The organism is Alistipes sp. AM16-43 (assembly GCF_003435745.1).
In the GTDB taxonomy this organism is placed as follows: Bacteria; Bacteroidota; Bacteroidia; order Bacteroidales; family Rikenellaceae; genus Alistipes; species Alistipes onderdonkii.
Genome location: NZ_QTUQ01000003.1, coordinates 336,066 through 350,501, shown reverse-complemented (window position 1 = coordinate 350,501; position 14,436 = coordinate 336,066). Strand labels below are relative to the sequence as shown.

Annotated in this window: 10 protein-coding genes; 7 read left to right on the top strand and 3 right to left on the bottom strand. The window is 61.6% G+C overall.

The features are described 5' to 3' along the window. The first annotated feature begins 93 nt into the window (after nucleotides 1-93). The 6 genes from DW189_RS07410 to DW189_RS07385 all read left to right on the top strand — a co-directional run bounded on the left by DW189_RS07410 (nucleotide 94) and on the right by DW189_RS07385 (nucleotide 8,495). Nucleotides 94-2,766, top strand: a complete 2,673-nt coding sequence (locus DW189_RS07410) for a DUF4458 domain-containing protein (RefSeq protein ID WP_117507342.1) — start codon at nucleotides 94-96, stop codon at nucleotides 2,764-2,766. Nucleotides 2,767-2,785: 19 nt separating this feature from the next. Further along, entirely contained in the window at nucleotides 2,786-4,429 is a 1,644-nt protein-coding gene (locus DW189_RS07405) for a BACON domain-containing protein (RefSeq protein WP_117507341.1), read from the top strand. A gap of 8 nt (nucleotides 4,430-4,437) precedes the next feature. Then, the gene (locus tag DW189_RS07400; RefSeq protein WP_117507340.1) at nucleotides 4,438-6,477 is read left to right on the top strand and encodes a S8 family peptidase; all 2,040 of its coding nucleotides are present in this window, start codon (nucleotides 4,438-4,440) and stop codon (nucleotides 6,475-6,477) included. Nucleotides 6,478-6,483: 6 nt separating this feature from the next. Next, nucleotides 6,484-7,296, top strand: a complete 813-nt coding sequence (locus DW189_RS07395; RefSeq protein WP_117507339.1) for a DUF1573 domain-containing protein — start codon at nucleotides 6,484-6,486, stop codon at nucleotides 7,294-7,296. A gap of 22 nt (nucleotides 7,297-7,318) precedes the next feature. Continuing rightward, complete coding sequence (locus DW189_RS07390; protein ID WP_055211837.1) at nucleotides 7,319-7,780, top strand: lipocalin family protein; 462 nt, start codon at nucleotides 7,319-7,321, stop codon at nucleotides 7,778-7,780. Nucleotides 7,781-7,925: 145 nt separating this feature from the next. After that, nucleotides 7,926-8,495, top strand: coding sequence for a GNAT family N-acetyltransferase (locus DW189_RS07385; RefSeq protein ID WP_117507338.1), 570 nt, complete (start codon nucleotides 7,926-7,928; stop codon nucleotides 8,493-8,495). Nucleotides 8,496-8,676: 181 nt separating this feature from the next. On the opposite strand, the gene DW189_RS07380 is transcribed toward DW189_RS07385, so the two are convergent. The 3 genes from DW189_RS07380 to DW189_RS07370 form a co-directional block, all read right to left on the bottom strand. Beyond that, the gene (locus DW189_RS07380; protein ID WP_117507337.1) at nucleotides 8,677-9,747 is read right to left on the bottom strand and encodes a YeiH family protein; all 1,071 of its coding nucleotides are present in this window, start codon (nucleotides 9,745-9,747) and stop codon (nucleotides 8,677-8,679) included. A 198-nt stretch (nucleotides 9,748-9,945) separates the two neighbouring features. Next, nucleotides 9,946-10,833 (bottom strand): LysR family transcriptional regulator, encoded by an 888-nt coding sequence (locus DW189_RS07375; protein WP_117507336.1) that lies wholly within the window; start codon nucleotides 10,831-10,833, stop codon nucleotides 9,946-9,948. 44 nt (nucleotides 10,834-10,877) lie between these two features. Next, complete coding sequence (locus DW189_RS07370) at nucleotides 10,878-11,909, bottom strand: DHH family phosphoesterase (protein WP_018695716.1); 1,032 nt, start codon at nucleotides 11,907-11,909, stop codon at nucleotides 10,878-10,880. A gap of 157 nt (nucleotides 11,910-12,066) precedes the next feature. On the opposite strand from DW189_RS07370, the gene DW189_RS07365 reads away from it, so the two are divergent. Beyond that, on the top strand, nucleotides 12,067-14,094 hold the full coding sequence (locus tag DW189_RS07365; protein WP_117507335.1) for a beta-L-arabinofuranosidase domain-containing protein: 2,028 nt from the start codon (nucleotides 12,067-12,069) through the stop codon (nucleotides 14,092-14,094). Nucleotides 14,095-14,436: the final 342 nt, after the last annotated feature.

The window sequence follows — 14,436 nt, the reverse complement described above, 5'->3', positions numbered from 1 at the left end:
CCCCAATGATTCAGGGCCCCTCTCCGAAGGGGGCTGGGGCCCTGTTCGATACGACTACAATTTATGGAGAACATACAGACCAGGTTTTTAGATATGAAACTTTTAAAATTTTCCGTAACGGCATTCCTCGCACTGGGCATGGCCTTCCTCGGCGGATGTTCCGACGACGACGGCATCGACAACCGCGACCAAGATTACGGATACGTTCAGTTCAAGCTACACAAGGAGGCGTCCTACGACGCCCTGAGCCGGGCCCAGAAACCCCAGCTCGACTACCTTTCCGAAGCCAGCAAGGTGCAGGTCTCGCTCTATTACGACGGCACGACCATCACCCAGTCGCTGACGCTCTCGGCCCCCGACAAGCAGAGCGCCGAATTCGGGCTTCGCAGCGAGAAGCTCCGGCTGCTGACGGGACAATACCAGATCATCACCTTCTCGTTATTCAATGCCGACGACGAGCTGATCTACAACGGCATGCCGGGCGAAGAGAGGCTCGACATCGTGGCCGGCGGCCTCGTTTCGCACGACCTGACGGTCGACGTGGAGCCGCGCGGCACGGTGCGTTTCTCGATCTCCAAGGACTTGTCGGACTTCACCGAGACACCCGTGGTGACGCGTGCCGCCGAACGGCAGTACACCTTCGACGAGATCGCGTTCCTCGACCTGACCGTAAGGCACAAGACGACCAACGAGCTCACCACGTTCGAAAAACTCCCCGCGAAGTTCTCGATCCACTTCAGGGACGACCGCGAGGACGGGGCCCCCGAGGACATCGAGGACGGCTACCAGACCTCCTCGCTCGAATGCGACACGCTGCTCTCGCTCAAGGCGGGCGATTACAGCCTGGAGAGATACCAGGCCTACGACAAGAACAAAATCCTGCTGGAGACCAACAAGCGTCCCAAGAACCTGGATTTCACCATCGAGGACAACAAGACCACCGAGGCCAAAGTCGGCGTCACGCTCTACGAGGCCGACGAGTATATCCGCGACTACTACGCGCTTTACGAAATCTGGAAGGCGCTCGACGGGGAGCACTGGTCTTACAGGGGTGAAAACTATCCCACCGGCGTCAACTGGGATTTCAACAAGGATCCCGACCTGTGGGGTGTCCAGCCGGGCGTGGAGGTGCACTCCAACGGCCGCGTGGCGAAGATCTCGATCGGCGAGTTCGGCTTCCGCGGGCACGTGCCGGCAGCCATCGGCCAGCTCTCGGAGCTCGTCGAGCTGTATCTGGGTACGCACAACGACGGCAACCTGCTCGAATACGACCCCTCGCTGGCACACGACAAGAGCCTCTCCGAGCGCAACCGCACCCGCATGGAGCGCCACAAGGAGTTCCTCTCGCTGATCCATATCCCGACCCAGACGTCCGAGCCGATCGCCCGGGCCCTTGCCGAGCACGGCATCTCGATCCCGGCCACGTCGCTCTACAAGAATTTCACCGAGGATCAGATCATCGACCGCAAAACCGGCCTCCAGAACAATATCCGTCCCTACGACGTCGTTCACGGCAAGCTCACCAACGGGCTCAAGTCGATCGACCCGGCCATCGGCAAACTCGAAAAGCTCGAGTACCTCAACATCGCCAACGGCGAACTGGAGGAGATACCCGCCGAAGTGGCCAACCTCAAGTCGCTGACCGACCTGGAGATCTACAACTGCCCGAAGATGACCCGCTTCCCGGTGGAGATCGCGCAGATGCCCGAGCTCGTTTCGGTCAACATCTCCAACAATGCCCAGTGGTCGGCCGAAGAGCTGTACAAGGGGCTCGACGCCATCGCCAACGGCCCGTCGAAGGAGAAGCTCCAGATCCTCTATGCGACCAACAACAACCTCAGGGAGATACCCGAGTCGTTCAGCAACCTGAAGAAGATCAGCCTGCTCGACCTGTCCAAGAACCAGATCGAAACGCTCCACCCGCTGGGCAAAGAGGTCGCACCCATGCAGCTCTACCTCGACCACAACAACATCACGTCGCTCCCGGCCAACAGCGACGGCATCTTCTGCGGTACGGACGACACGGAGACCTTCTCGGTGACCTACAACAAGCTCAAGAAAGTTCCCAACATCTTCTCTGCCAAGTCCAAGTACGTCATGAAATCGGTGGATTTCTCCTACAACGAGATCGACGGCTTCGAAGGCGAAGAGGAGGGCAAATACAAGGGCCTGCGGGTGGAGACCTTCTCGCTGGCGGCCAACCCCGGGCTGACGAAGTTCCCCAAATGCCTCGGCACGACCAATTCGCTGGTTTCCTACATCATCCTGCGCGGTTGCAGCATCGACGAAATCCCCGAAGGCAGCTTCAGCGGCAAGAACTCGACGGCGCTCATATCGCTCGACCTGACCTACAACAAACTGAAGGCCCTGTCCAAGGATTTCACGGCCGAGCAGCTGCCCTACCTTTACGGGCTGGATATATCGTACAACTCGTTCGACAAGTTCCCGTTCGGGCCGCTCAACTGCGCCGGGCTGACCGTCTACGCCATCCGCGGCCAGCGCGATGCCGAGGGTAAGCGCTGCCTGCGCGAATGGCCCACGGGGCTCTACCAGCACACGGGCCTGCGCGGGTTCTACATCGGTTCGAACGACCTGCGCAAGATCGAGGACACGATCTCCTACCTGATCTACCACCTCGACATCAGCGACAACCCCAACATCACGTTCGATGCCTCGGCCATCTGCTACTACTGGCAGCAGGGGGTCTACAACCTGATCTACGACAAGACCCAGAACATCCTGAACTGCGACAAAATGCTCGAATAACACCTAAGGAGAAACGACAATGAAAATAAAGAATTACATACCGGTCATCCTCTGCTCGATCGCATTATGCAGTTGCTCCGACGCCGACAAGAACATCGCGTTCGGGCTCGACAGCGACGCCATCAAAGCCGAAGCCGCAGGGGGAAGCCACAAGATCAAAGTATCGGCATCGGGGGACTGGGTCGCCACCACCGATGAGCCGTGGATTTCCATTTCGCCGGCCAACGGCCGCGGCACCACCGAGTGCAGGATACTCATCGACTCGGCGCTGACCGACTCGCCCCGCCGCGGCGTGGTGCGCATCCAGGAACAGAACACCTGGGACAAGAAGGAGATCACCATCGACCAGCAGGGCTTCGACTACGCCATCACGCTCGGGGAGAAAGAGGTTTCCGTAGCCAATTTCTCGGCCTTCGGCACCCGTCATTTCGACGTGAAGGTCAAGACCAACGTCGACTTCGCCGTCGAAGTCCCCGCCTCGGCCGAAAGCTGGCTCAAATACGACAGCTATAAGGTCGAACTCGACCGCGGCATCCGCCCGCGCGAGGTGACCGTACGCTTCAACTGGAGCATCAACTCCCAGCCCAACGAGCGTATCGCCGACGTGGTGTTCAAGCCCAAGCGCGAGGTGGAACTCGCCCGCCAGGACAACCTGCTCGTCACGCAGGGCGCCGCCGAACCCATCGAGGAGAACACCCGCAGCGGCGACTCGATCGCCCTGCTGGCCATCGCACGCACGCTCGGAACCAACAGCTCGTGGGAGAACGGCGAGCGCATGGACAACTGGGACGACGTCACCCTTTGGGAGGAGGGCATGGCGGGTTACACGCCCGAGAAGAACGGCCGCGTGAAATACGCCCGGTTCTTCATGTTCGACACCAAGGAAGAGCTGCCTTTCGAAGTGCAGTACCTGACGGCCGCCGACGAGCTGAACTTCTACAGCAACGTCAACGCCTTCCTGAAAGACCTCACCACCGGCGAGCACATCACCAAGCTCACCCAGCTCAAACGCCTCACCATCGCCGCCTACGGGCTGGTTTCGCTGGACAAGAACTTCACGGCGCTCAAGAACCTCGAGTTCCTCGACCTGAGCAGCAACAACTTCCAGAAGATTCCCGACGAGATCAATCCGACCAACTTCCCGAAACTGCGGACACTGCTCATGGGCGCCAACACGCGCAGGAATATCTATGACCTGAGCAACACCGTCGAAACCAACTACGGCGGCCTCGTCGATGAAGAAGGATTCCCGCGCCGCATGATCGAATGGGATCTCGACACGCTGCAACTATCGGTCAACTACCTGCAGGGCCCGCTGCCCAAGATGGACGACTGGGAGAAATACACCGAACAGGACATCATCGACGCCGACACGCTGCCCCGTGCGCTGATCGGAACCCCGAAGGTGATGCCGCACACCAAGCGTTTCGCCATCAACCTCAACCGCCTGACCGGCGAACTGCCCGACTGGCTGCTCTACCACCCCGCCCTCGACTGGTGGTCACCCTTCCAGCTCGTGTTCACGCAGGAAGGTAAGGACGCGACGGGCGCATCGGCCGGATTCGGCAACGAACCCGCCAACCTGAACTACTACTATAAATTCTATGAGGGGTACAAGAAAGACCCCGGCGCAGAAGAGGAAGACGAGGATACGACCAAATAATCAAGACGATGAAAAACTATTTATACGGCATTTTTGCCATTGCATTCCTGGCATTTACCGCCTGCACCAACGAGGAGCTCCCGACGCCCGGCACGGGCCCGGACACCCCTGTCGAGCACAAGTCGGGGGAGATACTCGTCAAATTTTCGCCTTACGTGAGCGAGATACTCGACAAGACGGCCGCAGCGACCCGCAGCGGCGGCCCCGCCACCCGCTCGGGCATCCTTTCGGTCGACGAGGTACTCGACATCGTGGGCGGCTACCAGATCGAGCGCGTCTTCCCCGTAGACGGCCGCAACGAGGAGCGCACCCGCGAATCGGAGCTGCACCTGTGGTACGTCGTACGCTTCGGCGACGACTACTCCGCCGAGGAGGTCGCCGAGAAACTTTCGGCCCTGGGCGAAGTCCAGCACGTGAACCTCAACCGCACGATCCGCCGTGCCTACAACGCCGGCAAGAAGGCGATGCCCCTCACCCGCGAGGCCCTCGCCGCCATGCAGCGTGCGACCCGTGCCGCCGGGGATACGGGCTATCCCTTCAACGACGAGCTGCTGCCGATGCAGTGGCACCTGATCAACCGAGGCAACCTGTTCGGCGACAAGTCGATCGTCGATGCCGACGTGCAGTGCGAAGAGGCGTGGAAATCCTCGACGGGCGACAAGTCGATCATCGTCGCCGTGCTCGACGAAGGCGTCATGGTCGAACACCCCGACCTGAAGAACAGCATGTGGGTCAACGAAGGCGAGGTTTACCGCTCGAAGCAGGACAACGACGGCAACGGCTACAAAGGCGACGTCTACGGCTACAATTTCGTATTCGAGACGGGCGTCATCTCATGGGATGACATCAACGACACGGGGCACGGCACGCACGTAGCGGGCGTAATCGCCGCGCAGAACAACAACGGCATCGGCATCAGCTCGATCGCCGGCGGCAACGGCGACATCCCGGGCGTGAAGATCATGAGCTGCCAGATATTCTCGGGCAACACGGTCAGCAACTCGCTGGCGACCGTCCGGGCCATCAAATACGCGGCCGACAACGGCGCCGTCATCCTGCAGTGCAGCTGGGGCTATGTTTCGGGCAGTGCCAACAGCTACGAATGGGGGACGCCGGGCTTCAAGGACGAAGAGGAGTGGGCGACGAACGCCCCGCTGGAGAAGGACGCCCTCGACTACTTCCTGCATAACGCCGGATCGCCCAACGGCCCGATCGAAGGCGGCCTGGCCATCTTCGCAGGCGGCAACGAGAGCGCTCCGCAGGCCGGGTTCCCGGGCGCTGCCGAGGAGTGCATCTCGGTATCGGCCACGGCTGCCGACTATACGCCCGCCGTCTACACCAACTACGGCCCCGGCACGACGATCGCAGCCCCGGGCGGCGATCAGGACTACTACTACGAGTACTTCGACGACAACCACAAACGCGGCGAGATCGGCTGCATCCTCTCGACGCTGCCCTATACCATCAGCGAAACGGGCTACGGTTACATGGAAGGCACCTCGATGGCCTGCCCCCATGTTTCGGGCGTCGCCGCGCTCGGGCTCTCGTACGCCGCACAGCTCCGCCGCCACTTCACGGCCGACGAGTTCAAGGCACTGCTCTGCGAAACCACCACGCCGATCGACTCCTACATGACCGGCCTGAAAAACTACTACCGCTACGTCGCCGAAGTCGGCCTGAACCAGCCCATGCAGCTGACGCTGGCCAACTACCGCAACCAGATGGGCACGGGCCAGGTCAATGCGGCCAGGCTGCTCAACGCGGTCTCCGGCAACGGCAAGCAGGTTTCGTTCCCGAACCTCTACATCTCGCTGGGCAAAGAGGTGAAGGCCATCCCGGCCAACTACTTCCTCGGCGGCGAAACGCTGACCTACACGGTCAGCATCGCCGACACGGCGGTCGCCACGGCGTCGATGGAGGGTGCGAAGCTGACGGTCAGGGGGCTGAAGGCCGGCACGACCAAGGCAAGCATCACTTCGAGCAAGGGCGAGACGCACAATTTCAACATCACGGTGCGTAAAACGGCAAACGGCAACGGCTGGCTCTAACGGACGATGCGCTGCGGAACGACGATAGCACGTATGCTCTTCTGCTGCGGGGCGTTGTGGGCGGTAACCGCCGCCACACCGCTCTGCTCGCAGATCCGCATCGTCCCCCGTGCCAAACTCGACAGCCTGGCGCACCCCGCCACGGCCGACGGTGCCGAAGCGATGCGCTTCGAACGCACGCAGATCGACGCAGGGCATATCGGCGAGGACGACACGCCGCCGGGCTACACGTTCAAATGGCATAACGCAGGGACGGCACCGCTCGTCATCACCCGCGTGCAGACCACCTGCGGCTGCGCCGCGGCCACCTACGGCCGGCAGCCCGTCCGCGCGGGCGGCGAAGGCACGGTGACGGTCACCTACCACCCGAAGGGACACCCGGGGAGCTTCGACAGGCGGATCTTCGTCTATACGCAGCTCTCGGACAAGATGCCGACGGCCATCCTGCACCTCACGGGCACGGTCATAGCCTCGGAACGCACGGACGGGGACTACCCCTATGCAATGGGTGCGCTGCGGCTCAAACAGCAGTCCGTGCGCCTCGCCCCGGAAAGGTTGCAGAACGAGCGCATCGAATGCCTGAACACGGGCGGCAAAGCCATGCGGCCACGCTGCGACGAGCACCTGCTCCCCCCGGGGATCACCTTCCGGTGCGAGCCCGCAACCCTCGCCCCGGGCGCCAAAGGCGACCTGGTCATCGGGTTCGACCCCGCGCAGGCAACGCGCAGGCCACCTGTGCAGCTGCCCCTGATCCTCGAAGGGCCCGATGTTCCGCCGAGCGGGCGCACGCTGCAAATCCGGTTCGAAGAAACAGAGTAAGAAACAGACAAAAACGAGTAATATGAAAACAATTTTTAGATTTACGCTCCTTGCACTTATCGCGACGGCCTTCTGCGCCTGCGATGACGACAAGTCGTATGTAGCCCCCCTGGATGTCACGCCCAACAACCTCGCCGGCACGTGGCAGCTCGTCCAATGGAACGGCGCGCCCCTCGCCGAGGGCAGCTACGTATACATCGAGTTCATCCGCAAAGACCAGAAGTACGTCATGTACCAGAACCTCGACAGCTTCGGCGCCCGCAAGCTCACGGGACGCTTCGCCATCGAAACCGACGAGGAACTGGGCGCCATCATCTACGGAAACTACGATTACAGCGTAGGCGACTGGCAACACCGCTACATCGTGACCGACTTTTCAAAGACACAAATGATATGGACAGCCAAGGACGACCGTTCGGACATTTCGGTCTACGAACGCTGCGACGGCATCCCCGAGGAAATCACCGGAGGGAAAACGGAGTAATAAAAAGTTCACGCCGCAAGGCAGTAAAAGGGACACCCCGGAGCGGGTGTCCCTTTTACCATTATGTCGCGGAGCGCCCTTCCCGGCACAACCGGATTGGTAATGCGCGGAATTTGTAGTAATTTTGCGCAAAACAATACGGACGATGACACGACCACTGCAATTCATACCTTTCAAGTCCCGCTCGGACAAAGGCTGGGCCGAGGCCTGGGAGCTTTACGAAAAGTCGTTCCCCTACAACGAACGCTGGAACGCCGAAGGCTACGACCGGGCATTCGGCGACCCGAATTTCGAAGCCGACGGCATCTGGCGCGGCGACGAGTTCATCGGCATCCTCTTCCACTGGGGTGCCGACGGGTACCGTTATGTCGAGCACCTGGCCGTCTCACCCGCCCTGCGGGGACAAAACATGGGCTCCGCGGCACTCTCGGCCTTCTGCCGGAAGGTCGGGCGCGTCATCCTCGAGATCGACCCGCCCGTAGACGACATTTCGATCCGCCGCCTGCACTTCTACGAGCGGCTGGGGTTCGTCGCCAACCCCTACCGGTACATCCACCCGTCGTTCCGCAAGCCTTTCACGCCCCACCGGCTGGTGCTGATGAGCTATCCCGGCGCCATCACCTACGAAGAAGCCCGCAGTTTCGCGGACTTCGTACGGGAGACAGTCCTCCGCTATTCGGAGCACGAAGCCCCCACTCTGCCGAATTTAGCGTAAAAAGCGGATCGCTTCCAGCAAGACAACGGTTCCGACCGGCATAGGCCGTTCAGCGGCGGGATTTCTTTCCCGGCATCCCCGGCAATGCAGACGATGCAGGCGGATAGGCGCCATATCGGCATAAAATGGAGCCGGGCGCAAAAACGGGATCCCTCCGGGAGCCGCCCGGCCGAAAACCCCGTTACAGGATCCCGACCAGGTATTTGGTGACGAAATAACCGCCCACGACCAGCCAGACATACAGCAGTCCCGCCAGCACGAAGGGCTTCGCCCCGGCATGTTTGAACTTGTCGATGCTCGTTTCCGTACCCAGCGCCGTCATGGCCATCGTCAGCATGAACGTATCGACATATTCGATGGCGCTGTTCAACGGAATGTCGCGGACACTCTCCGCCCCAGTCAGGTATTGCAACAGCGAATTGAGGCAGATGACCCCGATAAACCCGAATGCGAACCACGGAATGGTGATTTTGTTCTTCTCATTGCGCCCCCCGGCGGTTTTCCGGCGGCGCGCCAGCACGAACCCCAGGATAACCAGCACGGGCGCGAGCATCATCACACGGATCATCTTGGTGATGGTGGCCGTCCCGGCGATTCCCAGCGTATCGGTCGGATCCATTGCGTTGCCCGCCCCCGCCACATGGGCCACCTCGTGCAGCGTGCTGCCCGTATAGACGGCCACGCCCGTGTCCGTGAGCCCGTCGAGCATCCCCGTGCGGTACATCAGGGGGTAGAGGAACATCGAGAGGGTGCCGAAAATCACGACCGTGGAGACGGCAATGGCGGTTTTGTACCCCTCGCATTTCACGACCGGCTCGGCACCCAGCACGGCCGCCGCGCCGCAGATGGCACTGCCCGTCGAGGTCATCAGCGCCGTGTCGCGGTCGATCTTCAGCAGGCGTCCCAGCAGGATGCCGCCCAGGATCGTGACCGTCACGACGACCAGGTCGACCGCGACGGCCGGGATGCCCACAGCCGCCACCTCGGAGAGCGTCAGGCGGAACCCGTAGAGGATGATGCCCCAGCGCAGCACCTGCTTGGTACAGAACCTGATGCCGGGCACCCACGTTTCGGGCAGTTTGTTGCGCAGGCTGTTGGCATAGAGCATGCCCAGCACGATGCCGACGATCAGCGGGCTGAACGAAAGTTTCTTTACGAGGGGGAACCCGGCGATGTAGAATGCCGCGAACGAGAACAGGACGATCAGCAGAATCCCGTGCAGGGTATTCGCCCTGTTACCTTTTTTCAACATATCCTTCGTGTTTTTAAGAAGCCGTTATAACTTTTCCTTTGTTTCGCCGGCAAAGATCGCATCTTTTGGCGGGATATGGAACAAGAACCGGTTATCCTACATAACATATAGTTATAATGAAAGCCGCAGCCGTACAGCGATGCGCAGAAACGGGAACGGGAACGAGAACGGAATGCGGGATACGGGATGCCCGCCGGGTCAGCGGTCGGCCCGGGCGAAATCGACGAACTGCCGGACAAGCCGGGCAGGTTCGGCCTCGGGATGCACGAACACGAAGTCGCGCGTGAGCGATAGGGAGTCGACATCGACGATACGCAGCGTACCGCTGCGCAGCTCGTCCACGACCGAAATCACCGACAGGATGGCCATGGCGTCGCTGTTGCGCACGAATGCCTTGATCCCCTCGGTCGAGCCGAGGCGCATCACCACGTTCAGCTCCGGGATGCGGATTCCGGCCTTGCCGAGTGCCGTCTTGATGACTTCGAGCGTCCCCGACCCGCCCTCGCGCAGCACGAGGGGAATCTGCCGTAAACGGTCGGGCGTCACGGCATCCGTGCGCGCATAGGGGCCGCCCGTACGTGCGACCAACACCAGTTCGTCGGGCGCGAAGAGCGTATAGTGCAACCCCTGCCGGCGGCTGAGGCTCTCGACCATCCCCAGGTCGATGCTGCGCCCGCACAGTGCCTGTTCGACCTGGTCGCTGTTACCCGACATCATCGAGACCCGCACGCCTGGGAAACGCGTGGTGAAGCGGGCGAGGATCGGCGGCAGGAGGTATTGGGCGATGGTCGTGCTGGCACCGAGGCGCAGTTCGCCCTCGACCGCACTCGCGCAGAGGCTCATCTCATACTCCATGCGGCGGTAGTCGCCGGCCAGCCGTTCGGCGCAGGTCAGCAGGGTTTCACCGGCCGGGGTCAGCTCCAGGCGGCTGCCGCGGCGGACGAAGAGTTGCGTCTTATAACGGGATTCGAGCTCACCGACATGCTTGCTGACGGCGGGCTGGGAAATGAACAGCTGCTCGGCAGTCCGGGTGAAACTGAGCGTCCGGGCTGCAGTGATAAAAACTTTAAGTCTGAAATCGTCCATAACTTTCGTAGGTTATCGGCGCAAGGCCACCAGCCATAGCGTCCTCAACCCAGATGCCCGTCTTGGGCGAACTCCTTTACCGACTTGATATAGTGGTCGATAGTCTCCTGCATCGAAACGAACGATTTACCTCCCGCGGCATTCTTGTGGCCGCCGCCGTTGAAGTACTTGCGGGCGAAGAGGTTGACGTCGACATCTCCGCGCGAACGTAAACTCACGCGGATGAACTTGCGGTGGGCCAGGAACATGGCCGACATCTTCATCTTCTTGATCGTCAGCGCGTAGTTCACGAAACCCTCGCTGTCACCCTGCTGAAACTGGAAACGGCGCATTTCGTTCTCCATCAGCGACATGTAGGCCACCGTCCCGTCCTGGATGATCTCCATCTTGCGGTTGATGACATAACCGAATAATCGTGCGCGGCCTTCGGTATAAGCGTTATAGACGTTGTTGTGTATCTCGGGGATGCTGATGCCCTTCTCGACCAGCACCGCCACGGCGCGGAACAGCTCCGGCGTGAGGAACGAGTAGGCGAAGTTGCCCGTGTCGGTCATGATGCCCACGTAGAGCGCCTCGGCCATCTGCCGCGTAATGGCATCGGTGCCGAACAGCGCTTCGATGATACTGTATACGAGGAAACAGGTGCTCGACGAATCGGGATACGAGAACGAGAGGTCGAAATGCCCGTCGGGCGAAAGGTGGTGGTCGATCAGCACACGGCGCGCCGTGGTGTTGGCCTCGATCGTATCGCTCAGGATTTCGAGCCGCGACACGGCGTTGAAGTCGAGGCAGAAGAGCAGGTCGGCCTCGGCGATGGCGCGCACGGCATCGCCCGCGGTGTCGTTCTTGAAGACCACGACCTGGCCGATACCCGGCATCCAGTCGAGGAAATAGGGATATTTGTTCGGGACGATGCACGTTACCTCGTGTCCCATTCCCCGCAGCACCTCGGCCCAGGCGAGCGAAGAACCCACGGCATCGCCGTCGGGATTGGTATGGGCGACAATCACGATCTTACGGTTTGCCGGGGCGAGAAGTTCCCTGAGGGATTCGATACGCTCTTTCGATAGCTCCATTTCAGCCTTGCTTCACATTGGTGATACTGGGCAAAGGTAGCAAAAAAGAGGGAGATAACAAACCGCGCCCGCCGATGCATACTGAATTTGCACGTTTGCATACACCCCGCAGCCGGGAATTTCGTTAATTTTGTCCCGGCTAACCAAAACCGTACGTATGAAAAAACTTATCCACCTGCTCCTGGCAAGCCTGCTCCTGGCAACGACCGCCGCGACGGCCGCGGCACCCTATGCCAACAACCGCGCCCCGCTGCGCGAAAAGCCCTTCGTAAAACTTCCGCTGGGCGCCATCCGCGCCGAAGGATGGCTCCGCGACCAGTTGCAGCGCCAGGCCGACGGGCTGACGGGGCACCTCGATTCGGTCTACCCCGAAGTGATGGGCCCGCGCAACGGCTGGCTGGGCGGCGACGGCGACGTCTGGGAACGCGGCCCCTACTGGATCGACGGGCTGCTGCCGCTGGCCTATATCCTCGGCGACGAACGGCTGATCGAAAAGACCCGCCCCTGGGTCGAGTGGGCGCTCGGCAGCCGGCAGCCCGACGGCTATTTCGGCCCGGCGGAAGACCGCCCGTTCGAAAGCCCGGCCATACAACGCGACAACGCCCGGGACTGGTGGCCCAAGATGGTCATGCTCAAGGTGCTGCAACAATACTACTCAGCGACGGGCGACGAGCGCGTCATCGAACTGATGAGGGCCTATTTCCGTTACCAGATGCGCGAACTTCCGAAGACCCCGCTGGGGCACTGGACTTTTTGGGGCGAACAGCGCGGCGGCGACAACCTGGGCATCGTCTACTGGCTTTACAACATCACGGGCGACGAATTCCTGCTGGAGCTGGGCGACCTGATCCACCGGCAGACGCTCGACTGGACGGGCATCCTCGCCGGCGGGGAGGTGATCCCGACGCCCTTTTCGCTGCACTGCGTGAACCTCGCGCAGGGGATCAAGGAGCCGGTGGTATACTACCAGCGCAGCAACGACCCGGCGCATGTGGCGGCCGTGAAGAAAGGCTTCGCGGACATACGCCGCTACATCGGCCTGCCGACGGGGTTGTACGGGGGCGACGAGGCGCTGCACGGCGCCGCCCCGACGCAGGGTTCGGAACTTTGCACGGCCGTGGAGATGATGTACTCGCTGGAGGAGATGGCCGAAATCACGGGCGACGTGCAGTTCGCCGACCACTTGGAGCGCGTGGCGTTCAACGCCCTGCCCACGCAGGCCACGGACGCCTATGACGCCCGCCAGTACTACCAGCAGGTCAACCAGGTGATGATTACCGACCACCGCCGCAATTTCGAGCAGAGCCACGACGGCACGGACATCCTCTACGGCCTGCTGACGGGCTATGCCTGCTGCATGTCGAACATGCACCAGGGATGGCCCAAGTTCACGCAAAACCTGTGGTATGCCACCCACGACGGCGGGCTGGCCGCGATGGTCTACTCGCCCTGCAACGTCACGGCCGAAGTGGCCGGCGGCGTACGGGTGACGATCGCCGAGCGGACGCAATACCCCTTCGACGAGCAGATACGTTTCGAGATAAGGATCGACGGCCGCAAGGTGAAAACGGCCGAGTTCCCGCTCCGCCTGCGCATCCCCGGCTGGTGCGAGGGGGCGACCGTAGTGGTGAACGGTCAGGCCGTGGCGTCGCCCGGGAAAGGTTCCGTGGCGGAAGTGCGGCGCGCATGGCGCACGGGCGACGTGGTGACGCTCCGCCTGCCGATGGAGGTCGCCGTCAGCCGCTGGTACGAACGCTCGGCCGTCGTCGAGCGCGGGCCGCTGGTCTACTCGCTGCGCATCGGCGAACAATGGTCGAAAGTCCGCAACCCGGGCAAACAGATTTACGGCCCGTGGTATTACGAGGTGCGGCCTACAACCCCGTGGAACTACACGCTCTTCGAGGAGGACATCCGCCCCGAACGCATTGCGGAGGCATTCAGGGTCGAGCGGCGCGACATCGGCGACGCCTATCCGTGGACGCTGGAAAACGCCCCGGTGGAGATCAGGGCGCGCGGGCGCAGACTCGACGAATGGGTGCTCTACCAGGAGAGCGCCGGCCCCCAGCCGTACAGCACCAACGAGACCGCCAACCCCGCCGAAGAGATCACGCTGATCCCCTACGGCTGCACGACGCTGCGCATCACCGAGTTCCCCCTGACGCGCGACCTGCGCAAGAACTGGTAGTGCGCCCGAAAGGCAGGGCGGGGAAAAGATAGTGTCTGGAAACGGGTGTCCGGGAAAGCGGATGCCGCGGGGAGGGATCCGATGCCGGAGAAAACACCGTGACGGGAACCCGCAACCCGGAAGAAGGGAGGTTGACGGAAGAAAGGGAACCGCCCGGAAAGCATGGCGCCGGGAGGGGTGAAAAACCGGAACGGCACAACGTTTCCGGGGGAAGTCCGGCAACGAGAAACGGCGCACGAGGGGATATGACCGTCGTGCGCCGTCCTTTTTTCGGGGAGGAGCAGTCCGTTTTCCGGGGGTCGGGGCCCCTTTCCGGGACGGCGATTGGCACGGTTCGGGATT